The sequence below is a fragment of the Massilia sp. METH4 genome (assembly GCF_037094685.1).
Classification (GTDB): Bacteria; Pseudomonadota; Gammaproteobacteria; order Burkholderiales; family Burkholderiaceae_D; genus Rugamonas.
This window is the reverse complement of sequence record NZ_CP146614.1, coordinates 3808033-3830106: the sequence shown is the minus strand read 5'-3', so window position 1 is coordinate 3830106 and position 22074 is coordinate 3808033. Positions and strand designations below refer to the sequence as shown.

23 protein-coding genes are annotated in these 22074 nt (G+C 67.7%); 10 read left to right on the top strand and 13 right to left on the bottom strand.

Features of this window, described 5'->3' with window-relative positions:
* Positions 1-39 precede the first annotated feature (39 nt).
* Positions 40-813, top strand: coding sequence for a head GIN domain-containing protein (locus tag V6Z91_RS16885; protein ID WP_338758827.1), 774 nt, complete (start codon positions 40-42; stop codon positions 811-813).
* A 63-nt stretch (positions 814-876) separates the two neighbouring features.
* Here the strand turns inward: V6Z91_RS16885 and V6Z91_RS16880 are convergent, their stop codons facing one another.
* Genes V6Z91_RS16880 through V6Z91_RS16870 form a run of 3 tightly spaced genes read right to left on the bottom strand, consistent with a single transcriptional unit; the run spans position 877 to position 4064 of the window.
* Complete coding sequence (locus V6Z91_RS16880; RefSeq protein WP_338758825.1) at positions 877-3129, bottom strand: TonB-dependent receptor; 2253 nt, start codon at positions 3127-3129, stop codon at positions 877-879.
* Positions 3130-3137: 8 nt separating this feature from the next.
* Positions 3138-3578, bottom strand: coding sequence for a copper chaperone PCu(A)C (locus V6Z91_RS16875; RefSeq protein WP_338758823.1), 441 nt, complete (start codon positions 3576-3578; stop codon positions 3138-3140).
* 39 nt (positions 3579-3617) lie between these two features.
* On the bottom strand, positions 3618-4064 hold the full coding sequence (locus tag V6Z91_RS16870) for a DUF2946 domain-containing protein (protein WP_338758821.1): 447 nt from the start codon (positions 4062-4064) through the stop codon (positions 3618-3620).
* Between the two features lie 73 nt (positions 4065-4137).
* Between V6Z91_RS16870 and V6Z91_RS16865 the strand changes: the two genes are divergently transcribed.
* Positions 4138-5253: a serine hydrolase domain-containing protein gene (locus tag V6Z91_RS16865; protein WP_338758819.1), complete on the top strand. Its 1116-nt coding sequence runs from the start codon at positions 4138-4140 to the stop codon at positions 5251-5253.
* Here the strand turns inward: V6Z91_RS16865 and V6Z91_RS16860 are convergent.
* Together V6Z91_RS16860 and purU are read right to left on the bottom strand one after the other, a co-directional pair.
* On the bottom strand, positions 5250-5792 hold the full coding sequence (locus V6Z91_RS16860; RefSeq protein WP_338758818.1) for a YaeQ family protein: 543 nt from the start codon (positions 5790-5792) through the stop codon (positions 5250-5252). The genes V6Z91_RS16865 and V6Z91_RS16860 overlap by 4 nt on opposite strands.
* 9 nt (positions 5793-5801) lie before the next feature.
* Positions 5802-6671 (bottom strand): formyltetrahydrofolate deformylase, encoded by an 870-nt coding sequence (gene purU, locus V6Z91_RS16855; RefSeq protein ID WP_338771903.1) that lies wholly within the window; start codon positions 6669-6671, stop codon positions 5802-5804.
* 192 nt (positions 6672-6863) lie between these two features.
* Between purU and V6Z91_RS16850 the strand changes: the two genes are divergently transcribed.
* From V6Z91_RS16850 to V6Z91_RS16840, 3 genes are all read left to right on the top strand, one after another.
* The gene (locus V6Z91_RS16850; protein ID WP_338758816.1) at positions 6864-7469 is read left to right on the top strand and encodes a hemerythrin domain-containing protein; all 606 of its coding nucleotides are present in this window, start codon (positions 6864-6866) and stop codon (positions 7467-7469) included.
* Between the two features lie 196 nt (positions 7470-7665).
* Entirely contained in the window at positions 7666-8007 is a 342-nt protein-coding gene (locus tag V6Z91_RS16845; RefSeq protein ID WP_338771901.1) for a KGG domain-containing protein, read from the top strand.
* A gap of 464 nt (positions 8008-8471) precedes the next feature.
* Positions 8472-8975: a DNA starvation/stationary phase protection protein gene (locus V6Z91_RS16840; RefSeq protein ID WP_338758814.1), complete on the top strand. Its 504-nt coding sequence runs from the start codon at positions 8472-8474 to the stop codon at positions 8973-8975.
* Between the two features lie 9 nt (positions 8976-8984).
* On the opposite strand, the gene V6Z91_RS16835 is transcribed toward V6Z91_RS16840, so the two are convergent.
* The 4 genes from V6Z91_RS16835 to V6Z91_RS16820 all read right to left on the bottom strand — a co-directional run bounded on the left by V6Z91_RS16835 (position 8985) and on the right by V6Z91_RS16820 (position 12181).
* Positions 8985-9779: a TOBE domain-containing protein gene (locus tag V6Z91_RS16835; RefSeq protein WP_338758812.1), complete on the bottom strand. Its 795-nt coding sequence runs from the start codon at positions 9777-9779 to the stop codon at positions 8985-8987.
* The gene (locus V6Z91_RS16830; RefSeq protein WP_338758810.1) at positions 9776-10447 is read right to left on the bottom strand and encodes an ATP-binding cassette domain-containing protein; all 672 of its coding nucleotides are present in this window, start codon (positions 10445-10447) and stop codon (positions 9776-9778) included. The genes V6Z91_RS16835 and V6Z91_RS16830 overlap by 4 nt, the downstream gene beginning before the upstream one ends.
* Positions 10444-11115, bottom strand: a complete 672-nt coding sequence (gene modB / locus V6Z91_RS16825; protein WP_338758809.1) for a molybdate ABC transporter permease subunit — start codon at positions 11113-11115, stop codon at positions 10444-10446. Before modB ends, V6Z91_RS16830 begins: the two co-directional genes overlap by 4 nt.
* 214 nt (positions 11116-11329) lie before the next feature.
* Complete coding sequence (locus tag V6Z91_RS16820) at positions 11330-12181, bottom strand: endonuclease (protein WP_338758808.1); 852 nt, start codon at positions 12179-12181, stop codon at positions 11330-11332.
* An 85-nt stretch (positions 12182-12266) separates the two neighbouring features.
* On the opposite strand from V6Z91_RS16820, the gene V6Z91_RS16815 reads away from it, so the two are divergent.
* Complete coding sequence (locus tag V6Z91_RS16815; RefSeq protein ID WP_338758806.1) at positions 12267-12776, top strand: YgjP-like metallopeptidase domain-containing protein; 510 nt, start codon at positions 12267-12269, stop codon at positions 12774-12776.
* Between the two features lie 218 nt (positions 12777-12994).
* The gene (locus V6Z91_RS16810) at positions 12995-14950 is read left to right on the top strand and encodes a phosphatase PAP2 family protein (protein ID WP_338758804.1); all 1956 of its coding nucleotides are present in this window, start codon (positions 12995-12997) and stop codon (positions 14948-14950) included.
* Positions 14951-14990: 40 nt separating this feature from the next.
* Here the strand turns inward: V6Z91_RS16810 and V6Z91_RS16805 are convergent, their stop codons facing one another.
* Both V6Z91_RS16805 and V6Z91_RS16800 read right to left on the bottom strand, forming a co-directional pair.
* Positions 14991-15713: a hypothetical protein gene (locus V6Z91_RS16805; protein ID WP_338758803.1), complete on the bottom strand. Its 723-nt coding sequence runs from the start codon at positions 15711-15713 to the stop codon at positions 14991-14993.
* Positions 15710-16192, bottom strand: a complete 483-nt coding sequence (locus tag V6Z91_RS16800; protein WP_338758802.1) for an RNA polymerase sigma factor — start codon at positions 16190-16192, stop codon at positions 15710-15712. Before V6Z91_RS16800 ends, V6Z91_RS16805 begins: the two co-directional genes overlap by 4 nt.
* 101 nt (positions 16193-16293) lie before the next feature.
* Here V6Z91_RS16800 and V6Z91_RS16795 point away from each other — a divergent pair, with 101 nt between their 5' ends.
* The 3 genes from V6Z91_RS16795 (at position 16294) to V6Z91_RS16785 (ending at position 19296) form a co-directional block, all read left to right on the top strand.
* Positions 16294-17547, top strand: a complete 1254-nt coding sequence (locus V6Z91_RS16795) for a S8 family serine peptidase (RefSeq protein WP_338758801.1) — start codon at positions 16294-16296, stop codon at positions 17545-17547.
* Positions 17548-17643: 96 nt separating this feature from the next.
* Positions 17644-18252 (top strand): hypothetical protein, encoded by a 609-nt coding sequence (locus tag V6Z91_RS16790; RefSeq protein WP_338758800.1) that lies wholly within the window; start codon positions 17644-17646, stop codon positions 18250-18252.
* 75 nt (positions 18253-18327) lie between these two features.
* Positions 18328-19296 (top strand): cupin-like domain-containing protein, encoded by a 969-nt coding sequence (locus V6Z91_RS16785; RefSeq protein ID WP_338758798.1) that lies wholly within the window; start codon positions 18328-18330, stop codon positions 19294-19296.
* Between the two features lie 80 nt (positions 19297-19376).
* Here V6Z91_RS16785 and V6Z91_RS16780 read toward each other — a convergent pair whose 3' ends face one another.
* Positions 19377-20300 carry a GntR family transcriptional regulator gene (locus tag V6Z91_RS16780; RefSeq protein WP_338758796.1) on the bottom strand — a complete coding sequence of 308 codons (924 nt, stop codon included), beginning with the start codon at positions 20298-20300 and terminating at the stop codon, positions 19377-19379.
* Positions 20301-20399: 99 nt separating this feature from the next.
* Positions 20400-21872 (bottom strand): CitMHS family transporter, encoded by a 1473-nt coding sequence (locus V6Z91_RS16775; RefSeq protein ID WP_338758794.1) that lies wholly within the window; start codon positions 21870-21872, stop codon positions 20400-20402.
* Between the last annotated feature and the right edge of the window lie 202 nt (positions 21873-22074).

Genomic DNA, 22074 nt, shown 5'->3' with positions numbered 1-22074 from the left:
TACGATCCCATCATCGACAAAGCATCCTCGGAGTCCATCATGAAAACCAAGTCCATCGCCCTCATCGCCACCGCCTTCGCCGCAGCCGTCGGGCTGGCCACGACCATTCCCGCGGCGGCCGATTCGCCCACGCTGGCGTGGCTGGGCGGGGAGCGGGTGCAGGGCAGCGGCAAGATCGTGTCGCAGGCGCGCCAGCCGGGGCCCTTCAAGGGGGTGGAGCTGACGACGGGCGCGCACGTGGAAGTCGTGATCGGCGGCGACGATACGCTCACGATCGAAGGCGACGACAATATCCTGCCGCTGGTGGAAACGGTGGTGGAGAACGGGGTGCTGAACATCCGGCCGGTGCGCAAGAACATGCAGATCGACGGGCGCCGCCTGAAGATCGTGGTGCGGGCCCGCGCGGTGGACAATCTCGGCGTGGCCGGCTCGGGCATGCTGGAAGCCAGGCGCATCCGCGCCGACAAGCTCACGCTCGAAGTGGCCGGTTCCGGCGCGCTCGATATCGACGGGATCGAGGCGAAGACCGTGGAAGTGGGCGTGGCCGGCAGCGGCAAGGTCGACGCGGCCGGCCAGGCGGCCCGCGCGCAGATTTCGATCGCCGGTTCCGGCAAGGCCGATACGAGCCGGCTGGACGTGCAGCATGCCACCGTGACCGTGGCCGGCTCGGGCCAGTCGGTGCTCACGGCGCGCGGTTCGATCACCGCCAACGTCACCGGTTCGGGCAACGTCGGCTACTACGGCAATGCGCAGGTCACGAAGGCGGTGGCCGGTTCCGGCACCGTGCAACGCCTGGGCGCTTCCGCCCGCTGAAAACCGCCCTCCCCTTTGCCAGGCCCGGCAGGCGCTGCCCGCCGGGCCTGTCGTTTCAAGGCCTTACAGGTCGAACTTCAACTCCGCCACCAGCGTGCGCTGCGTGTACGGGTGGAAGGCCCAGTACTTCTCGTTGCCCAGGTTATCGATCCCGAGCGCGCCGGACCAGTGTTCGTCGAAGCGGTACCGCAGCCGCACGTCCGCCACGAGGTAGCGCGAGACGCCCATGTACGTGAAACCGTTTGGGTCGCTGTTGTCCAGCGTGCCGTACTGCGTGCCGCTGTAGCGCACGCCGGCGCTGGCGGAGAGGCGGTCGCCGGCGCGCCACGTGGCCAGCGCCGTCGCGCGCCAGCGCGGCACGCGCGGCTGCCGCTTGCCGACCGAGGCGGGCAACGCGGCGTTCTCGCGAATGCGCGAATCGGCATACGTGAGGCTGGACTGCAAGGACAAACCTTCGACCAGCACATCGTCGGCCTGCTGCGCCAGTTCCAGCCCGACCGTGCGGATGCGGCCCACGTTCTGCACGGTGGACACGGTGGGCGTCAGCGGTTGCGCATACAGCGCGTCGCGCGTGCGTTCGTGGAACAGCGTGGCGCGCAGGCTGCCTTTTGCAACCAGGCGTTCGGCCGTCAGCTCCTCCGTCCAGGAACGCTCGGCGCGCAGGTACGGGTCGGTGTTGACGATACGGCCATCCACGATCGAGCCCTGGAACAGTTCCGCCGCCGTCGGATTGCGCATCGCCCGGCCGGCGGAGGCCTTCAACGTCCATTCGTCGGTGAAGCGCCAGGCCAGCGCCGCCTTCGGCGACCAGCCGCTTTCGCTGCGTTCGCCGAAATGCAGCAGGCCGCTCGTGGCGTTCGACACTTCTCCCCCATATGCCTGCCAGCGTTCCCAGCGCGCGCCCAGCGTGGCTTTCCAGCGCTCGCCGATGCGCCACGTGTCCTGCGCGTAGATGCTGGTCAGCCGCGTGTCGCCGTTGAACGTCGAGACGTGCCGGCCGTCGCTGCCCGCCAGCCAGTCCGGCGTGGCGAACACGCGCGTGCGCAGTCGCGCGCCGTCGCGCTGCACGCCCAGGTCCACCGTGTGCGCGGCGTCCGGCCGCCACGTGCCCTTCAGCGCCAGCGTGTGCCAGCCGCTGCCCGCCATGTCGGTCACATTGCCCTGCCCCGTCGCATCCTGGCCGGCCAGCACCACGGTCGGCACACGCACGAGGTCCTTCCGGTAGTCGACCTTGCTGGCGGCGAATTCCCAGTCGAAGGTGCCCTTTGCATGCCGTTTGACGGACAAGCCGTGCATCAGGTGTTCCAGGTCGCCCCGCTGCGGCGCGAAGTCGGAGGCCAGCAGCGTGTAACGCCGGCCGTCCACATTGATGTCGCCGCCCGTCACGGTCTTGCCGGCCGCGTCGCGCAGGTAGGACTCGCTGCGCCGGTCCGCGTCGTTCTTCCACCAGCCGAGCGTGTAGCTGGCGCGCAGGACGGGCGAGAAGTCATAGGCCAGCTTCACCTTGGCGTGGTCCTGCACCGTGTGCACCTGGTTGTTCGCGCCCAGGATCAGCCAGTCGCGGTTCGACGGGTTGCGGCCGGCGACCGCGCCGGAAACGGGCACGCCGCCGCTGCCGGCCACGCCGTTGGCGACCAGCTTGTTGGCAAAGCCGATCGGTTGCCCGTCGCTGTCCTGGCGCGACAGGTGCAGCCACCACGACAGCGCGCCCTGCCGGTCGCCCAGCGCCGCGCTGCCCTGCTTGCCATGGAAGGTGTCGCGGGTGCCATATTGCGCGAAGCGCTGCGCGAAGCCGGCCAGCCGCACATGGCCTTCCAGCTTCGTGGGCATGCGGGTCTGGAAATCGACCACGGCGCCGACGGAGTTGCCGGGATAGGCGGCCGAGAACGGACCATACAGCACATCGACGCGCTCGATTTCCTCGGGCGTGACGAGGCCCCAGCGCGGCGTGTACGTGGCGCCGTTGCCCAGCAGGTTCGACAGCAGGATGGCATCCGCGTACACCAGCGAGCGGGCGCTGTTGCCGGTGCCGGAGGCACGGCTGGCCAGCACCGCGTGGTCATAGTCGCCGATGTAGCGCTTGCGCACGTTCAGGCTGGGGAAGTATTTCAGCGCGTCCTCGGCGTCGAACGCATTGATGCGCTCTTCGATCTGCGCCGCGGTGATGCCCTCGATCGTGGTCGGAATCTGCGTGGGCAGCGAGGTAGGCCGGCCGCCGTGAATCGTGACGACATCGAGCTCTTGCGCCTGCGCATGGGCGCACAGGCCCAGCGCCGCCAGCATGGCTGCCAGCGGTCGTTTCAAAGGTGGGAACACGGCGCCTCCTAGTGGCGCGGCGGCGCGTAGGTCAGCGGCCGCACGGCCAGCTGCACTTCCACATTGTCACGCTTGCCGCCCTTTTGTTCGACGACCAGCGTGACAGGCACCGTCTCGCCTTCCTTCAGCTGGCGCTTCAGTCCCATCAGCATCACGTGGTAGCCGCCCGGAGCCAGTTGCACGGCCTTGCCGGCCGGCAGGTCGATCGCTTCGACATGGGCCATGGACATGCGGTTGTCCTGCATCGACATCTGGTGCAGCTCGGCCGTGGCGACCGGGCTGCTGACGCCGACCAGGCGGGCATCGGTCTTCGATACGATTTGCATGAAGGCGCCGGACGCCCTGGCGGCGGGCACGGTGGCGCGGGCCCAGGCATCGGTGACGATCACCTGTGCGTGGGCGGCGATGGAGGAAGCGGCCAGTGCGGCGGCAGTGAAGAGGTGTTTCATGGTGTGGCTCCTGAATGGTTGAAAGACTGCGCAACGAAATCAGGAGATGGCGGGCGGACCTCGCGGCTGCGCGCCGGCCCAGGCTTGCAAGGGCCGCGGGGCGTGGTAATACAGGTAGGGACGTTCCGCCGCGGCAGTAGCGGCAGGCACGATGAAGCCCGCCGGCGGCGGCAGGCCCACCGAACCGGCATGCGGCAGGCAGTAGCCGCAATCGGCCATGGCCGCGGCATCGCTCATGTCATGGGAGGCGAAACCGGGAGGCATGGGATTGGCCCGGTCGGTCAGCGCGCGGAACGTGGCTTCGTCCAGTTCACCGTAGCCCGCCAGCCGCGTACCGTCGTTCAGGCAGATTTCCCAGGCGTGGCCCCGCACCGGCGAAGCGGCCAGTGCGTGCGACACCGCCGGCGCGAGCGCGTTCAGCAGGATCGCGCAGCACGCGACCCATGCGAAGCGGAGCCGCAGCAGCCGTTGGAACGATGTCGTCATGCCGGCAATTATAGCCCGCGCTGCACGCGCGCACGATCGCCGCTAAGATGGCGGCCTGTACGGAGGAACCCATATGAATCTCGACAAGGTCATCGACAGCGCCATCGCACGGCAACGCATCGTCGGCACCGTGGTGCTCGCGGCGCGCGACGGCGAGATCGTCTACCGCCGCGCGGCCGGCCACGCGGACCGCGAGCACGGCGTACCGATGCGCGAGGACGCCGTGTTCCGCCTCGCCTCGATCACCAAGCCGCTCGTCGCCACCGCCGCCCTGAAGCTGGCCGACGAGGAAACCATCGACCTTTCCGCCGCCGTCACCGAGTGGCTGCCCGATTTCCACCCGCGCCTGCCGGACGGTTCCACGCCGTCGATCACGCTGCAACACCTGCTCACGCACACGGCCGGGCTATCGTACGGCTTCCTGGAGCCGCCGGATGGGCCGTACCGGCGGGCGCGCGTCTCCGACGGCCTGGACCAGGCCGGCCTGTCGCTGGAGGAAAACCTGGCGCGCATCGCGTCATGCCCGCTGGCCTATGCGCCGGGCACGAGCTGGCGCTATTCGGTCGCGACGGATGTGCTGGGCGCCGTGCTCGAGCGGGCCACGAGCATGCCGCTGCCGACGATCGTGCAGCGCGAGGTGACGGGACCCTTGCGCATGCGCGACACGGCCTTCCACGTCGTCGACGAAGGCCGGCTGGTCACGCCCTACCGCGATGCGAAACCGGCGCCGCCGGCGCGCATGGGCGAGGAAGAGGAAGTGCCGTTCATGGATGGATTCGCGCACTTCACGCCGGGGCGCATCTTCGACCCGGCATCGTACCCTTCCGGCGGGGCCGGCATGGCCGGCACGGCGGACGATTTTCTGCGCTTCCTGCTGAGTCTGAGGACATCGAACCGCGCCATCCTGCGCGCGGCCGAAGTGGACCGCACGGGCCCAACCGCGATGACGCAGGGCCCCGGCTGGGGATTCGGCTACCTGGGCGCGGTGCTCTCCCACCCAAAGGAAGCGCATTCGCCGCAATCGTGCGGCACGCTGCAATGGGGCGGCGCCTATGGCCACTACTGGTTCCACGACCCGATCGCGGACCTGATCGTGGTGCAGCTCACGAACACGGCGTTCGAAGGGATGGCGGGCGCCTTCCCGCGCGACGTGCGCAACGCCGCCTACAGGGACTTCGGTGGAGCCTAGCGCTCCGCCTTCCAGACCTCGCGCTCGACCTGCACGGTCTCGACGCCGTCGGTCAGCCAGATCTGGCCATCCTGGATCGTGCATTGCAGCTGCATCGTACGCTGCGCCATCTTTTCCAGCGCGGCGGTGGCTTCCGACGGCAGGTTGACGACCGAAACGTTCTTCGCCCGCTCGATCTTGTTGGCGATGTTCTTCCACCAGATCGGGCTGGCGCTGCTGTAGCTGTACACGATCACGTGTTCGGCGCGGCCGGCGCCCTTCAGGATGCGCCGCTCTTCCGGCTGGCCCACCTCGATCCACAGCTCGATCGCATCGGTCAGGTCCTTCTGCCACAGGTCCGGTTCCTCGACGTCGAACATGCCCTTGGTGAACGCCAGCGCCTCGTTCGCATGGATCGCGAACGCCAGCAGGCGCACCATCATGCGCTCGTCCGTCTCGGAAGGATGGCGCGCCAACGTGAGCGCGTGGGTGCCGTAGTAATTGCGGTCCATGTCGGCGATCGACAGTTCCGCCTTGTAGATTGTTGCCTTGAGTGCCATTGAAGATGCTTACTTGAAGATGACGGTGCGGTCGCCGTTCTGCAGCACGCGGTGCTCGACGAACCATTTCACGGCGCGTGCCAGCACCACGCATTCCACGTCGCGGCCAATCGCGGACAGCGTTTCCGCATCCATCGCATGGTCCACGCGTTCCACGTCCTGCTCGATGATCGGGCCTTCGTCCAGGTCGCCCGTCACGAAGTGTGCCGTGGCGCCGATCAGTTTCACGCCGCGCTTGTGCGCCTGCGCGTACGGCCGCGCGCCCTTGAAGCTGGGCAGGAAGGAGTGGTGGATATTGATCGCCTTGCCCTTGAGCCGCGCGCACAGCGACGGCGACAGGATCTGCATGTAGCGCGCCAGTACCACCAGGTCGATGTCGTGCGACTCGATCAGCTCGACGATGCGCGCTTCCTGCGCCAGCTTGGCCGATTCCGGTGCGCCGGTGGCCAGCGGCAGGTGGTGGAACGGGATGTTGTAGCTGGCGGCCAGCTGGTAGAAGTCCATGTGGTTGGACACGATGGCCGGAATCTCGACCGGCAGCAGTCCGCTCTTGTAGCGGAACAGCAGGTCGTTCAGGCAATGGCCGATCTTCGACACCATCAGGAGCACGCGCGGCTTCTTGTGTGCGTCGTGCAGGTTCCATTCGAGGCGCAGATCGTCCGCCAGCGCGGCGAACTGCTCGCGCAGCGCGGTGTCGCCCACGGTCGCGTCCTCGGCGGCGAAGTGCACGCGCATGAAGAAACGGCACGTTTCCTGGTCGCCGAATTGGGCGGAATCGATGATGTTACAGCCGTGTTCGGCAAGAAAACCGGACACGCGGTGCACGATGCCGCGCTGGTCCGGGCAGGACAGCGTGAGGATGTATTCGGGATGCATGATGAGCAGACTCGGCTGAAATTGTGCGCAAAAAACGTGGGCGCAAGTGCGCTATTGTCGCACGAACGGCAGAGCATACCAATATGGCAAGGGCGCGCCCGCCTTCGCGCGAGCGTCCTATACTGAAAGCCAGGTAGCAGGCAGCCGCCGCGCGGCATAGCGCGGCATCTTCCCAACACATCAGGAGAGCCACCCATGACCAACGACACCAATGACAAGGTACCGATGCCCAGCAGCGGCGACCACCCTCCCGTCAACATGCCGCGCACCCAGAGCTCGCAAATGAAGGATGCCGTGGCGCTGCTCACTGCCGACCACGACAAGGTGAAGCAGCTGTTCCGCGAATACGAACGCCTGCAGAACATCGGCGACGTGAGCCTGAAGGCCGACCTCGCCATGCAGATCTGCATGGAACTGGAAATCCACACGATGATCGAGGAAGAGATCTTCTACCCCGCAGTGCGCGCCGAAACGGGCGACGTGAAGATGGTGCAGGAAGCGATCCAGGAACACGCCGAAGCCAAGGAATTGATCGCGCATATCCAGGGCATGTCGGGTGACGATCCGGATCTGGACAGCACCATCGCGATGCTGCGCAAGGCGATCGAGCATCACGTGACCGAAGAGGAGCAGGAGATGTTCCCGCAGGCACGAAAGAGCGACGCCGACCTGACGGCGTTGTGCGAGCAGCTGACCGACCGCAAGGAGCAGCTGGAACACGATATGGGTGCCCGGCCGTTGCGCAGCGGCACCCGCGAGGCCGTTGGCGAACGCTCGGCCATCGGCAAGGCCGATTCCTGATCGATCGCCGGAACTTACGCACGACCTCCTCCTCTAATCACACGGAGCGGCAGACCTTGCCGCTCCTGGGTGGGCCAGGGCAAGGCGTTGGCCCAATTCGATCGATTCGTACCAACGAGCGAACGCGAGAGCGAACCAGAGAGCGAGGTGAAACATGGCTACAAATCACGATTCACGTGGCGAAGTTGCATCAAACATGAGGTCCGATGTCAGAACCGAACAGCGATCCGACCCGGCAAAGGGAAGCAGCCAGCGGGCCGAATCATCGGGGGGTGGAAAGAGCACCAGCAAGCGGGGATTCGCGGCGATGGACGCCGCAACCCAACGCATGATCGCCAGCAAGGGCGGGCAGGCAGCCCACCAGAAAGGCACCGCCCATGAATTCGATTCCGAGGAAGCGCGCCGCGCCGGCCAGAAAGGTGGCGAGGCGGTGAGCCGGGATCGGGAGCACATGGCGGAAATCGGCCGCAAGGGCGGCGAAAGCCGGCAGTCGGCAAGCCGGCTGGCACGGCAGGGGGCCAAGGAAGAAAAACGCTGACGGACGTCGCCGCGTACCTGCGCATGCCAGCCGGCATCGCGCCTGCGCATCCCATCACGGCGGGCCGGGGCTACCCTTCCCGGCCCTGCCGGTCCGATGGCGTTTCTCCAGCGCTCCTTCGGTGCCCCTGCTGTGCTCCTTCGGTGCCCCTTCCGCGCTCCTCCAACGCTTCTTCAACGCTTCTTCAACGCTTCTTCAACGCTTCTTCAACGCTTCTTCAACGCTTCTTCAACGCGCCTTCAACGCACCTTCGCTCGCCTGCCTTCGCCCCGCATTTGTCCCGCTGATTTCGCACATGAGGGACAGCGCATGCCTCATCCGCAAACGCGCGCATCGTGCACGCATTTCCCCCCATTACGCGCCAAACCTCTCCCTTTTGGTGGTGACGTGCCACGCCCGCACGGTTCACCACACGGTTTCATTGTCTGCGATACAATCAATTTCCACATTCAGAAGAGGCAGACATGAACGACCAAGCACAACCGGAAGCACTGAAGACGCCGACCGACCTCGGCAACAAAGCCCGCGTGGACGTGGCCGAGGGGCTGAATGCGCTGCTGGCCGACACCTTCGCGCTGTACATCAAATGCAAGAATTTCCACTGGCATGTGAGCGGCCCGCACTTCCGTTCCTACCACCTGCTGCTCGACGAGCAGGCCACCGCCATCTACGCGATGCTGGACCCGATCGCGGAACGCGTGCGCAAGCTGGGCGGCTCCACCATCCGCTCCATCAAGCACATCTCGCAACTGCAACGGATCAAGGATAACGACGAGCCGTTCGTCGAAGCCATCGCCATGCTGGACGAGCTGCGCGCCGACAACCAGGCGCTGGTCAAGGCCATGCGCGAAGTGCACGACGTGTGCGACGAAGACAACGACATCGCCACCGCCAGCCTGCTGGAAAACTGGATCGACGAAGCCGAAGAGCGCATCTGGTTCCTGTTCGAATCCACGCGTACGGCCTGATTACTCACCTCAGCCCGGCACGCCGACGATCACGCTGGACGCCTTGAACAGCGCGGTCGCCGGCATGCCGGCAACCAATTCCATCCCTTCCGCACTGCCGGTCGTCACGGTCGCCGCGATCGTGCCACCGCCCGGCAGCGCGATCGTCACCTCCGCATTCACCGCTCCCGGCACCACCCGCGCGATCGTTCCCGCCAGCTGGTTACGGGCCGACAGGCGTGCCCCTTCCGCCTCGACGGCGATGATGATCGACGACGCCTTCACGAGCGCGAACGCCGGTACGCCTGGCGCCAGGCCGAGGCTCCCGGCGCTTTCGTGCGTCACCACGGCCACGATGCGCTGGTCGCCGACGATGCGCAGCACGACTTCGTCGTTCACGGCGCCGCGCGTCACGGTTTCCACGGTGCCGAGGAACTGGTTGCGTGCACTGGTCTTCATGTTCAATACCTGCAGCAGGTTGATGTCGAGGTCTTTTTGCCGGTCCAGCTGGGCGACGAAGCGGCGGTGCGCCTCTTCCAGCCGCCGGAACTGTTCCACGAGCTGGGCGCCCCGCTCCGTCAGCCGCGTGCCGCCGCCGCCCTTGCCGCCGGCCAGCCGTTCCACCAGCGGCGTGCCGGCCAGGTTGTTCATGGCGTCCACCGCATCCCACGCGCCCTTGTAGCTCATGCCCACCGCCCTGGCGGCCCGGGTGATCGAGCCGCACTGTGCGATCGCGGCCAGCAAGGCGATGCGATTGGCGCCGCCCAGATGCCGGCCGCCGGCGGCCAGCCACAGCTTGCCGTGCAGTTCGAGGGGTTCACTCATGGTCGTTCCTCCACGATGGCGCCATCGGCCATCGTCAGTACGTGGCCGCCGAAGGCCAACGCATCGTCCGGGTCGTGGGTGATCATCAGCATCGGAATATCGAGGCGGCGCTGCAACGCGTCGAGTTCGGCACGCATGCGCACGCGCAGCGCCGGATCGAGGGCCGCGAAGGGCTCGTCCAGCAGCAGTGCGGCCGGTTCCGCCACCAGCGCGCGCGCCAGGGCCACGCGCTGCCGCTGGCCGCCCGAAAGCTCGTCCGGCAGCTGGTGCGCCACCGCCTCGAGGCCGAATGCGTCCAGCCAGTAGGCGAGCGCCTGGCCATCGACCTTGCGCGGCGGATTGAAGAGCCCCCGGCGCAGGCCGAAAGCGATATTTTGCCGCACGTTCAGGTGCGGGAACAGCGCGTAGTCCTGGAACAGGTAGCCCACGTCGCGCCGCTGGGGCGGCACGTCGATGCCATTGGCGCTGTCGAACAGCACCCTGCCCGCCAGCTCGATATAGCCGGCATCGGGGCGCGCCAGCCCGGCCACGGCTTTGAGCATCTGGCTCTTGCCCGCACCCGAGGCGCCATAGATAACGATGCGCTGGCTCTGCGATGCGAAGCGGGCGTTCAGGCGGAACTCGCGGGCGCCGGCGCGCAGCGTGGTGTCGATGTGAAGGCGGATCATGGCAGGGCCTTTCGCGTGGGCGCCAGCCGCGTGGCCGCCAGCAGCACCAGGATGCAGGATACCGAAGTCACCAGCACCAGCAGGTTCGCCGTATCGTCCTGCCCCGCCTGCACGGCTTCGTAGACGGCGATGGACAGCGTCTGCGTCTTGCCAGGAATGCTGCCCGCCACCATCAGGGTAGCGCCGAACTCGCCCATCGAGCGGGCAAAGGCCAGCAGCGTGCCCGCCAGCACGCCGCGCCAGGCCAGCGGCAGCGTCACGCGCAGGAACACGCCCATGCCGGAGACTCCCAGCACGCGCGCGGCCTGTTCCAGCTGCGGGTCGACCGTTTCGAAGGCCGAGCGCGCCGCCTTCGCCACCAGCGGGAATGCCACCACGGCGGCGGCGATCACGGCGGCCTGCCAGGTGAAGATCAGGTTGATGCCGAAGCTGTCATGCAGCCAGCCCCCGATGGGCCCGTTGCGGCCGATGACGACCAGCAGGTAATAGCCCAGCACCGTGGGCGGCATCACCATCGGCAGGGTCAGGAGCGCGTCGAGCAATTCGCGGCCGGGAAAGCGCTTGCGCGCCAGCACCCAGCCGACGGCCACGCCCAGCACCAGGTCGAGCACCGTGGCCCACAGCGCCACCTTCAGCGACAGGGCGAGGGCGATCCAGGCGTCGCCCATCAGCGGCTGCCCATGGATGGAGAACGGGGCACGGCTGGCACGGCTGGATGGGACATATCGTTCAACTGGGGCAAAATGCGCAATATACACGAGTATACAGCGACTGATATACCGCGACGATACACAGCGACGGTAGACAGCGAAGAAACACGGCGACGAAATACAGCGACGAAAATACGGCGAAGAAAAAACCGCGCCCGTTATCGCTGGGCAGTCATAACAGTTCGATCGTCAATCCACCACCCAGCAACGGCCGCTGGAGGATGTGATACACGGCCGGATCGAAGCGCGCTGCCGGCCGCTTCTTCTTCAGCTTGCCGGTGCCGAGGTAGCACCAGTTGTCGACCAGCTGCTTTTGCCGCAGGCCATCGGACTCTTCGACGATCGCGATCGGCCCCGCGTAGGGCCACCGCCGCACGCGCATGGGGTCGAGCGCCGCGTGCAGCCGGGCACCGTGGTCGGCGGCGCTTTCCTCGCCAGTGCAGGCGCCGCGGCAGCGGGCGATCTGCCGGGCGAAACAGGGCCGGCCCGGACTGCCCTTCTCCAGGCCTGCCGCAACCGAACAGAGGCTGGCCGCCTGCACGAGGTTCTTCAGCGTTTCCTGGGCCGCCTTGCGCGTGCCGAACAGGCCGAACAGGCCGTCGGTGCCGCCGAAGTCCACCTCTTTCGCAAACACGATCTCGGGGCGGTGCTCGCGCAGCGCGATCGAGCACATCTCGCGCTGCTTGCGCAGCTTCACGTTGAACACGGGCTGGTGCTCGCGGATCAGCATGGCTTCGAGCAGCAGCGCGCCCAGCTCGCCGCCGGTGCGCTCGAAGTCGATGTGGCGCGTGCGCGCCAGCATCTGTGCTTCTTCCGGCGTGCGCAGGTGCGACAGCACGCGGTGGCGGATGTTGACGCTCTTGCCGATATAGATCGGCGTCGCGGCTTCGTCGCGGAAGATGTAGATGCCCGGCTGCTGCGGCAACACGTCGATGCAACTGCGCGGAATATGGTCGGGGTACGTGAACAGGAATGCGGGATCGGCGCGGACCAGCAGTCCCACGGAATTGACATGGGTGCGCATTCCGCCATCATACTGGCCTGCAATACAGGCTTGCAATACGGGCTTGCAGTACGGGCTTGCAAGGCTGTGATACAGTCTCGGCGCCATGACAGCCCCACTGAAATACCTCGGCGCCTACTCCGACGATACGCGCCACCAGGTGCAAGCCCTGCTGAACCAGAACCGCCTCGGCGAAGTGCTGAAGAAACGTTATCCGAAAGCCCACGAAGTGCGCAACGACCGGGCCCTGTACGACTACGTGCAGGATCTGAAAGATGAGTTCTTGCGCAACGCCGCGCCGATCGACAAGGTGCTGTTCGATCCGAAGATCCACGTGATCAATAACGCGCTCGGCTTGCACACCTCGATCTCGCGCATCCAGGGCGGCAAGCTGAAGGCCAAGCACGAGATCCGCGTGGCGACCATGTTCCGCGAATGCCCGATCGAATTCCTGCGCATGATCGCCGTGCACGAGCTGGCGCACGTGAAGGAAAAGCAGCACGACAAGGCGTTCTACAAGCTCTGCACATACATGGAGCCGCATTACCACCAGTACGAGTTCGATGTGCGGCTGTACCTGACGGAGCTCGAACACAGCGGGCAGAGGCTGTGGTAGCAGCCGCTGGTGTCTGGCACCGATCCCTTTGCGCCGCCTGCCGTCATCAAGCCGTCACGAACGCCCCCTATCATCCCTTCGTTTTTTTGCCTTAGAGCGCCTAACAAAACCCGCAGGGCAAGGCGCGGCGTCGAAGACAGTACACCTGTACGGCGAGACGTTGCAACGCAGCCATGGGGGTTTTGTTAGGCGCTCTTAACCACAACGAAGGGTCCACAATGCAATACGCCGGTCAGCGCCGACTTCCTCTCGCCATCGCCATCAGTGCCGTCCTGGCACTGGCCGCCTGTGGCGGTTCCGATCACGACAACCGCGCCGAAACCGCGCTCGTCATTCCGGCCGCGCCGGCCGACCAGGGTGCGGCCGATACCGCGCCGGTGCCGTCGGCCGTGGCCTTCGTCGACACCGCCGCCACCAACCAGCGCGGCGATGCCCGCTATGCCACGCTGGCCACCAATGCCGGCGTGCGGGTGCTGGGCGGCATGCTCGAGATCTGGAAGCCGCTGACCGAACTCGTCGACGCGGGCCAGAGCGCGCCGGCAGTCGACGGCTTCCCTGCCGTGCTTCCCTCCACCTGGACCGGCGTACCCAACGACGGCACGAACGGCGGCACGATCGTCAACGCAACCGTCCACAATGCCAATATCGACTACGTGGTGAAGGCCACCGCCAGCCGCACGCCCGAGCAGGCGCTGCTCGCTTACCTGGACGATCGCCGCAGCAAGGGCTACAGCGTGACCGAAGGCATGGGCCCGTTGACGAACGCCTGGCGCACCGCCGCGCGCCAGACCACCAGCATCACGAACATGCCGGCCGACGCCACGACCGTGAAGTATGAAGATAGCGGTAACAACAACGGCGTGGGCGGCGATGCGAATCCCGAATTCGGCAAGGTGATCGACCTGGTGAATTCGATGGGCGCCAACGGCTCCACCGAACCGGCCAAGCGCTTCTACAAGTACGCCCGCCCCTGGCGCTGGAGCAGCGCGGTGAAGGTGTTGCCGCAGCTGGAACCCGCGAAGAGCACGACGCCGACGACAGACGGCGGTTTCACCAGCGGCCACTCGGCCGAAGCGGTGCGCAACGCGGCCGCCATGGCCTACGTGCTGCCGGAACGCTACCAGGAGCTGGTGGGGCGCGGCCTGGAACTGGGCGAAAGCCGCATCTTCGCAGGCATGCATTCGCCGCTGGACGTGATCAGCGGCCGGGTGCAGGCGCAGGCGGTCGCCACCGCCAACCTTCTGGCCGCGAGCGCCGCCACGCGCGCCGCTGCGGTCACGCAGGCGCACGCCACGCTGATGAAGCTGACCAATACGACGCCGGACACGTTCGCGGCCTACGCAACCTCGGGCACGCCCGCCACCGACCGCTTCGCCGACTACGCGACGAGCCGTGACAACTACCTGCGCCGCATGACGTTCGGCCTGCCGCGGATCGGCCCTGCCAACGCACCGGCCGTGGTGCCGAAAGGGGCCGAAGTGCTGCTGGAAACGCGCCTGCCCTACCTTTCGGACGCGCAGCGCCGCGTGGTGCTGAAGACCACGGCAATCGCGTCGGGCTACCCGGTGCTGGACGATCCTGAAGGCTGGGGGCGCCTGAATCTGTTCGCCGCCGCGGATGGCTATGGCACTTTCACGGGCAATGTGGTGATCCTCATGGATGCGGCGAAGGGCGGCTTCCACGCCGCCGACCGCTGGCGCAACGACATCTCTGGCAGCGGCAAGCTGGTCAAGCAAGGCAGCGGCACCCTGAAGCTCGGCGGCAAGAATACCTGGACGGGTGGCGCCCAGGTCGAGGGCGGCGCGCTGGAAGCGCTGTCCACCACGGCCTTCGGCACCGGCGCGGTCCATATGACCAGCGGCGCCACGGTCGCGAGCAATGCCCCGGCGGCGCTGGAACTGAGCCAGTACACGCAACTGGCCGGCGGCACGCTGGAACTGCGCCTGGGCGCGGCCCAGCAAGGCCGCATCAACGTGGGCGGCACCGCCACGATCGGCGGCGGCACGCTGCGCATCAAGTTCCAGGACGGCTACAAGCCGGCCGCGGGCAGCACGCTGACCGTGCTCGGCGCGAAGAGCCTGAAAGGCAAGTTCGACAGCATCACCGTCGAGGGCTTCTCCACCGTCACGCCGGTCTACAGCGATACAGGCCTGCAACTGCGCCTCGGCGCATAAGGTTCACGGCACGAGGTTCGGCAGGCCCTTCGGCCGGACCTCAGCGCTTCCAGCCCCGGTCGCGCGCGGCGCGCTCGCCCGGTGCGTCGAGCGCCGCGCCGGCGATGCGCTCGTCGATCGCCTCCAGTACCGCCGGCGGCAATTGCGCCGCCGCCTGGCGGTACTGCGTGCCCACTTGCTGCCCTTCGGCGAGCACGGGAATGCGCCACTCGCCGCCGCTGCGGCATGCCAGGCCGGCCGTGCCGCCCAAGGTGAAACTGCGGCAGTATTCGCCGCCCTTCGACACGAAGCTCACGCCGATCCGTACATCGCCCTTCGGTGCCGCGGCCAGCTCGCTGGACAGCGCGTTCGCCAGCTCGCCACTGGCAGCCACGCCGCCTGCCTGCGCGACCATCACGGGGCCGGCATCGTCGCTCAGCACATGCCAGCCGGCGCCGCCCGCCAGTACGCCGATGGCCAGCGTGGCCGCCAGCGCGCCCCACTCCGGCCAGGAAAACCGGCGGCGCTGCGCCCGTTCCCGCACGGCGGCCAGCGGCACCACGTTGTCCGCCTGCTTCGGCACCTGCACCCGCAGGCGTTCGGGCACCGGCTCGTCCAGGATGCCGGCGAAGGCGTCGAACACGTCGCGGCGCAAGGCCTGGTGGCGCGCCACCGCGTCCGCGACCGTCGGGTCGCCCAGCATCTCCCGTTCGATGGCGGCGCGCTGGCGCGCATCGAGTTCGCCATCCGCGTAGGCCATCAGCATTTCATCCGTGAATTTCATTTCCCCGTCCCTGCCAGCAAGCCCTGCAAAGCCTCGCGCGCCCGCGCAAGGCGGCTCGTCAACGTTCCCATCGGTATTTCCAGCACCTCGGCCGCTTCCTTATAAGGCAAGCCGTCCACCAGCACCAGCGCGATCACCGTGCGATGATCTTCCGACAACATGCTCATCGCCTTTTCGATCGCCAGCCGCCGCTGGTGCGCCTCGGCCGACTCGTCGCCCACGTGCTCGCCCTCTTCCTGCGGCGCGAACAGGTCGTCGCGCCGGATGCGGCTGCGCACCTCGTCCACCCAGGCATTCTTCATGATGCGGAAGATCCAGCTGTCGAGCCGCGTGCCGGCAGTGAACTGATCCTGCCGCTGCAAGGCGCGTTCGGCGGCCACCTGCACCAGGTCGTCCGCATCCTCGCGGTTGAATGTGAGTACCCGTGCGAAGCGGCGCATGCGGGGCAGCAGGTCGGCAATGTCGGCGTCGAGTTTCATCCTTCGTCGGTGCTATCAATGACTATAACGATGGCGGCGGGGATTTTATTCCATCGGCCGTGCGTTTTACATTCATCACCAGCCGATACTATCATCATGCAATGACCACACCCCGTTACCTCTGCGCGGCGCTCCTCTGCCTGTGCTCCGCCGCCCAGGCCCAATTGCGCCTGCCCTCGCTGCCGCTGCCGCAAGGCCTGGGCACCGACCTGCTGCGCCGTCCCGCCGAGCGCCTGCTCGACTCACGGGTGGTGAACGACGTGCGCGAACTGCGCCGCGAACTCGTCGACGAACTGCTGCGCCGGCACCCGGACGTGGTGGAACCCGACCCGCGCGGCGAACCGGCCGTGCGCGGCGAAATCCTCGCCTGGTCGCCGACGCCCGCCGGACTGGCCGCCGCGCGCGAACTGGGCCTGGTGGCGGTCAGCGAAGAGCGCCTCGATGAACTGGACCAGGTGATGGTGGTGCTGCGGGTCCCCGCCGGCGCCGCGACCGCCACCCTGCTGGCCGCACTGCGCGCGGCCGACCCGGCGGGAACCTACGACTTCAATCACCTGTACACCGGCTCGGGCGATGCGGCGGGCGTTCCCGCCAACGGCCAGCGCGCCGGCAGCGTGGGCCTCGTGGACAGCGGTGTCGATGCGGACCACCCGGTGTTTGCCGATGCCCGGGTGCGCCGCGAGGGCTGCGGTGCCAAAGCACATCCCCATGCGCACGGCACCGCCGTCGCTGCGCTGATGGTAGGCCGCGCCGACCGGTTCGAAGGCGCCACCCCGGATGCCACGCTGTACGCCTACGACGTGTACTGCGACAGCCCCACGGGGGGCTCCGCCTTGCGGATCGGCGCCGCGCTGGCCTGGATGGCGCAGCGGAAGGTGGGCGTGGTCAACGTAAGCCTCGTCGGCCCGCCGAACGAGCCGTTGCGGCGCACCGTGGCCGCAATGGTCGCGCGCGGGCACCTGCTGGTGGCGGCGGTCGGCAACGATGGCCCGGCCGCGCCGCCCCTTTATCCGGCCAGCTATCCCGGCGTGGTGGGCGTGACAGGCGTGGACCGGCGCGGGCGCCCTCTTCCCGAAGCGGCGCGCGGCCCGCAGGTGATGTTCGCCGCGCCGGGTAGCCAGATGGTGAGCGCGGCCCCCGGAGCGCCGCCATTCCGGCAGGTGCGCGGCACGTCGTTCGCCGCGCCGATCGTGGCGGCCCTGCTGGCGCCGCGCCTGCCGCAGCCCGATCCGGCCGGCGCCCAGGCTGCCATCGCCGCGCTGGCGAAGGAAGCGGTGCCGGGCACCGACCGGGCGGCGACCGGCTACGGCACGGTGGGTACGGGAGTGCGGATCGACCCGTCGGCAATGCGCTGAAAAAAAATTTTGATGACGATGGAATAAACCGGTTGGCAGCACCGTTTTCACAGTGAAGGGCGCGGAAAGGCCGCGCCGCACAACAGGAGAACCACCATGCAAGCCAAACAAATCGTCTTCATCGCCACCCTCGCCATCGCCGCTTCGGCCAACGCCCAACTGCTCGGAGGCGGCGGCGCCCTCGGCGGGTCGCTCGGCGGCGCCCTCGGCGGCGGCGGCTCGTTCAGCCAGATGGGAGGCATCGAACGGGTCGCGCGCGCACCGATCGCACCGACGCGTGCCGCGCCCGAAGCCGCACCGGCCCGCACCGCCGCACCCGCACGTGCCGCGGCGCCCGTTGCGGCAGCACCGGCGCCCGCCCCTGCCCCTGCTTCCGTGGCAACCTCCGGCAGCGGCCAGGCATCCGGCAGCGGCAGCGGCACCCTCGCACTCGGGACGGGCGGGATGATCGGAGCGGCATCGGGTGCGGCGGATGCCGCACAACCCGCCCGTTCCGCGGCCATCGCGCAGGCCGAAGCCACCCGCGGCTATGCGGCGGCAACGGCTGCCAACGGCGCTGCGGCCGCACGCGGAACCGCCGGCGCCGCCCGCAATGCCGCGAATGCCGCCGCCGAGAGCGCATCGGCCATCCAGGTGAATGCCGGCGCGGACGCCAGCGTATCCGGCAGCGGCAGCGGCTCCGCCAGCGGCTCGGCCTCGCGCTGATCCGCCGGCATTCCCGGCCGCGTGCCGCTGGCTGCATAATGGCGGCCGGCGAACCCGCCGGGAAAGAGTCAACAGATGTCAGAAAAGAAGATAGCGTTCGGCAGCGAGGAAGTGACAGCGGCAGCGGCAGCGGCACGGCGCGCACCGCGCTTGCCGCCCACCAGGCAGGAATCCGAATCGGCAGCGGCTGACCGTGCCGCCCACGCGGCGGCGCGCGAGCGCCGCGATGCGCAGGTGCGTGGCGTGCCTTCCATCGCCGCCATGCGCGAGGCGATCAAGGCTACCGCCAGAACGCTGCCGACCATCACGGAAGTGCCGCGCCTGCGGGCGCTCGACAGGAATGCGTTCCGCGCCCGCGCTGCCCAGGGCTTGCCCTTCCTGATGACGGGCATCGTCGACCGCTGGCCGCTCGCCGCCATGACGGTGCACACGCTGCGCGAACGCTACAGCCACCTGCCGGTGCGCGCCCGCGTGGGCGACTATGTCAACACGGCCTTCGCCCCCGACCGCGCGATGCGCGACATGGGCATGCTCGACTACCTCGACCTCGTTGCCGCCGGCACCGAGGGCTTGCCGCCCTATCTCGGCAACCTGGAATTGCGCGAGCTGAACCGCTTCTGCCACTGGCCCGCGTACTTCGACAAGATGGGCCCGCCCCGCTTCTGGCTCGGCCCGGCCGGCACCGTCACGCCGCTGCACTGCGACTACGACGACAATGTGTTCGCGCAGGTGTGGGGCAGCAAGCGCATCATGCTGGCGCCGCCGCATCACGACGAATTCCTCTATCCGTGCGAGGCGAACGCCATCCTGTTCGGCTCCCCGTTCGATCCCGAGGCGCCGGACTACGACCGGTTCCCGCTGGCGCGGCAGGCGGCGGTCGTCGAATGCATCGTGAACCCGGGCGACATGCTGTACGTGCCGGCCGGCTGGTTCCACCAGGTGCGCGCGCTGACGTTTTCGCTGTCCTCGAATCGCTGGGCGCGAGGGGTGCCGCTGGCGCTGGGTGAAGGGACCGGCCGCCTGGACACGGGCGCCTCACGATAAGACTTCCCGTGACGGCACCCGGATGGGAAAGCCAGGTCAAGTTGCTCCCTCGGGCCTCTATCCCACGCAAAAGCCGGCGCTCAGTGCCTATCAGGCGCCTTTCCCGTTTCCCGCCGGTTGTGCAGCGACTCCAGCATGGTGCGCCGCGACGATTGCAGGTGCGTGCGCATCGCGGCCAGCGCGGCCGGTACGTCGCGCGCCACCAGCGCGCGCAGGATCGCCACGTGTTCCTGCACGGCGTACTGGTTGCGCGGCAGTTCGTCGCGCTTGTCCCACTGGTAGTGGTAGTGGAAGACCAGGGAGACCGCGTCGTTCAGGCTGTCGGCAAAGCGGTTGTGCAACAGGCCGATCAGGAAGGTGTGGAATTCCCGGTCGAGCGGGGGAAAGTCCACGTGGCTGGCCGCCGGCGCGGCGCCCAGCGCCTCGTGCCGTGCCAGCAAGCCGGCGAAGCGGTCGAAGGCCGGATCGCCTGGTGGCAGGCTGGCGACCCTTTCGATGGCCTTCAGCTCGAACATCTCGCGCACCTCGCCCAGTTCCTCGGCGAACGCAGGATCGAAGGCGCACAGGCGCCAGCCGCCGCGCGGCTTCTTTTCGATCAGGCCGTGGCGCGAAAAACCGATCAGGAACTCGCGCACGGCGATGGTGCTCACGCCCGAGGCGCGCGCCAGTTCCGCTTCCGAGAATTCCGCGCCCGGCGGCAGGTCGCGCTGGTAGATGCGCTCCATCAGCACCTGCTGCAGGCGCTCGGTGCCGCTGTGCAGTGCCGAGACGTCGAACCAGTCGCCTTCCTCCGGCTTGCGCAGCAGGCGGCGCTCCTTCATGCCGGCGATCAGTCCCCGTTCGATGAAGTAGGCCAGCGCACTGCGGATCGCGGTGCGGCTGCCCTGCCCCACTTCCGTCATCTTCACCTCGGTCGGCAAGGGCTCGCCGACCGCCACGTGCTGCGCGATGTACTCCAGCAGCAGGTTGGTGCAGCGTCGCGTGGTGGTGGGCAGCTTGGACATGGCGCTTGCGGCAGGATGAACGGATGGTCATTCTACCCGCGGCCTGCAGGCCCGCACCCGGCCGATGCCCGTCACCGCACGTTCCGGCCGGGGCGCACGTCAGGCGCCGGTGCCCATCAGCGGGATCACGCCGAACAGGATGCCCGCCGCCAGCATGACCAGCGAGGCGCTGATCGACCAGATCAGCGTGTAGCGCTGGTGGTCGCCGAATTCGACCTTGGCCATGCCGACCAGCAGGTACGTCGATGCCACCAGCGGGCTCAGCAGGTGCACCGGCTGGCCGGTGATCGAGGCCCGGCCGATTTCCGCCGCGCTGATACCGTAGACTTCGGCCGCCTTGGCCAGCACCGGCACGATGCCGAAGTAGAAGGCGTCGTTCGAGATGAAGAACGTGAACGGGATGCTGAGAATGCCCGTGACGACGGCCAGGTATGGCCCCATCCATTCGGGCACGCCGGCGATCACGCTGTTGGCGATGGCGTCGACCATCTTCGTTCCCTGCAGGATGCCCACGAAAATGCCGGCCGCGAAGATCAGCGAGACGACCGGCAGCGCATTGGCGGCATGCGAGGCGATGCGCTCCTTCTGCTCTTCCAGGCCCGGATAGTTGATCATGATGGCGATGGCGAAGAAGATCATGAACAGCGCCGGCAGCGGCAAGGCGCCCATGATCAGCAGGACCATCAGGGCTGCCGTCAGCAGGAAGTTCACCCAGATCAGCTTCGGCCGCGCGGTGGCGGACGAGGATACGGTGATCGGCGCGTCGGCACTCCCGGCGCCAGGCGCGGGGCCGCTGCCTGGCACGTGCTGGCCGGCCTGCGCGCCGGCCCCCCCATGAGCGAACACCGGTGCGTCAGTGCCCGCCACGTCGGCGCCGGCTGGCATGCCGGCGAAGGCAGGCTGCAGGAAGCCGCCTTGCGGCACTTTCTGCTCCGCGTCGTCCGCCGGCAGCACGACCACGCCGAGGCGCTTGCGCTCCTTCATGCCCAGCACGTAGGCCACGAACAGCACCCACACTGCCGTTACCGCCATCGCGGGGATCATCGGCACGAAGATTTCGCTCACGTCCACGCCCAGCGCGCTGGCGGCGCGGGCGGTCGGGCCGCCCCATGGCAGGATGTTGAAGACGCCGCCCGCCAGCATGATCACGCACACCAGCACCAGCCGGCTCATGCCCAGGCGCTTGTACAGCGGCAGCATGGCCGACACGGTGATCATGTAGGTGGTGGCGCCGTCGCCGTCGAGCGAGATGAACATGGCCAGCGCGGCCGTGCCGACCACGATCTTCATCGGGTCGCCCTGCACGATCTTCAGGATGCGGCGCACCACCGGGTCGAACAGGCCGGCATCGATCATGATGCCGAAGTACAGGATGGCGAACATCAGCATGACGCCGGTAGGCGCCAGCTGCTTGATCCCGGCAAGCATCATCGGCCCGAGTTCGGGGCCGAAGCCGCCGATCAGGGCAAAGACGATCGGCACAATGATCAGCGCGACCAGCGCCGGCAGGCGCTTGGTCATGATCAGGAACATGAACACGACGACCATCGAATAGGCCAGGGTGGTCAACATATGAGAGTCTCCTTGCAGGCGACGGGCCTGCGGTTATCTTCGGGCGGGCTCGGGGTCCCGTCTTGGCGTTGTTGGGGAAATCGGTTGCGAACCGTTCGCGCGTGGCGAGGTCAGTGGAATCGGGCGGACGGCGGGCGGGTGGGCTTGCTCATCGGTGTCTCCAGTCGTTGTCGGCGTTATGGTGGCTTGCTGGCGCCGACTA

Excerpts from the sequence above, each read along its gene's own strand:
- V6Z91_RS16885 (WP_338758827.1), top strand. The coding sequence starts at position 40 with ATGAAAACCAAGTCCATCGCCCTCATCGCCACCGCCTTCGCCGCAGCC.
- V6Z91_RS16875 (WP_338758823.1), bottom strand. The coding sequence starts at position 3,578 with ATGAAACACCTCTTCACTGCCGCCGCACTGGCCGCTTCCTCCATCGCC.
- V6Z91_RS16870 (WP_338758821.1), bottom strand. The coding sequence starts at position 4,064 with ATGACGACATCGTTCCAACGGCTGCTGCGGCTCCGCTTCGCATGGGTC.
- V6Z91_RS16865 (WP_338758819.1), top strand. The coding sequence starts at position 4,138 with ATGAATCTCGACAAGGTCATCGACAGCGCCATCGCACGGCAACGCATC.
- V6Z91_RS16860 (WP_338758818.1), bottom strand. The coding sequence starts at position 5,792 with ATGGCACTCAAGGCAACAATCTACAAGGCGGAACTGTCGATCGCCGAC.
- V6Z91_RS16850 (WP_338758816.1), top strand. The coding sequence starts at position 6,864 with ATGACCAACGACACCAATGACAAGGTACCGATGCCCAGCAGCGGCGAC.
- V6Z91_RS16845 (WP_338771901.1), top strand. The coding sequence starts at position 7,666 with ATGAGGTCCGATGTCAGAACCGAACAGCGATCCGACCCGGCAAAGGGA.
- V6Z91_RS16840 (WP_338758814.1), top strand. The coding sequence starts at position 8,472 with ATGAACGACCAAGCACAACCGGAAGCACTGAAGACGCCGACCGACCTC.
- V6Z91_RS16835 (WP_338758812.1), bottom strand. The coding sequence starts at position 9,779 with ATGAGTGAACCCCTCGAACTGCACGGCAAGCTGTGGCTGGCCGCCGGC.
- V6Z91_RS16830 (WP_338758810.1), bottom strand. The coding sequence starts at position 10,447 with ATGATCCGCCTTCACATCGACACCACGCTGCGCGCCGGCGCCCGCGAG.
- modB (WP_338758809.1), bottom strand. The coding sequence starts at position 11,115 with ATGGGCGACGCCTGGATCGCCCTCGCCCTGTCGCTGAAGGTGGCGCTG.
- V6Z91_RS16820 (WP_338758808.1), bottom strand. The coding sequence starts at position 12,181 with ATGCGCACCCATGTCAATTCCGTGGGACTGCTGGTCCGCGCCGATCCC.
- V6Z91_RS16815 (WP_338758806.1), top strand. The coding sequence starts at position 12,267 with ATGACAGCCCCACTGAAATACCTCGGCGCCTACTCCGACGATACGCGC.
- V6Z91_RS16810 (WP_338758804.1), top strand. The coding sequence starts at position 12,995 with ATGCAATACGCCGGTCAGCGCCGACTTCCTCTCGCCATCGCCATCAGT.
- V6Z91_RS16805 (WP_338758803.1), bottom strand. The coding sequence starts at position 15,713 with ATGAAATTCACGGATGAAATGCTGATGGCCTACGCGGATGGCGAACTC.
- V6Z91_RS16800 (WP_338758802.1), bottom strand. The coding sequence starts at position 16,192 with ATGAAACTCGACGCCGACATTGCCGACCTGCTGCCCCGCATGCGCCGC.
- V6Z91_RS16795 (WP_338758801.1), top strand. The coding sequence starts at position 16,294 with ATGACCACACCCCGTTACCTCTGCGCGGCGCTCCTCTGCCTGTGCTCC.
- V6Z91_RS16790 (WP_338758800.1), top strand. The coding sequence starts at position 17,644 with ATGCAAGCCAAACAAATCGTCTTCATCGCCACCCTCGCCATCGCCGCT.
- V6Z91_RS16785 (WP_338758798.1), top strand. The coding sequence starts at position 18,328 with ATGTCAGAAAAGAAGATAGCGTTCGGCAGCGAGGAAGTGACAGCGGCA.
- V6Z91_RS16780 (WP_338758796.1), bottom strand. The coding sequence starts at position 20,300 with ATGTCCAAGCTGCCCACCACCACGCGACGCTGCACCAACCTGCTGCTG.
- V6Z91_RS16775 (WP_338758794.1), bottom strand. The coding sequence starts at position 21,872 with ATGTTGACCACCCTGGCCTATTCGATGGTCGTCGTGTTCATGTTCCTG.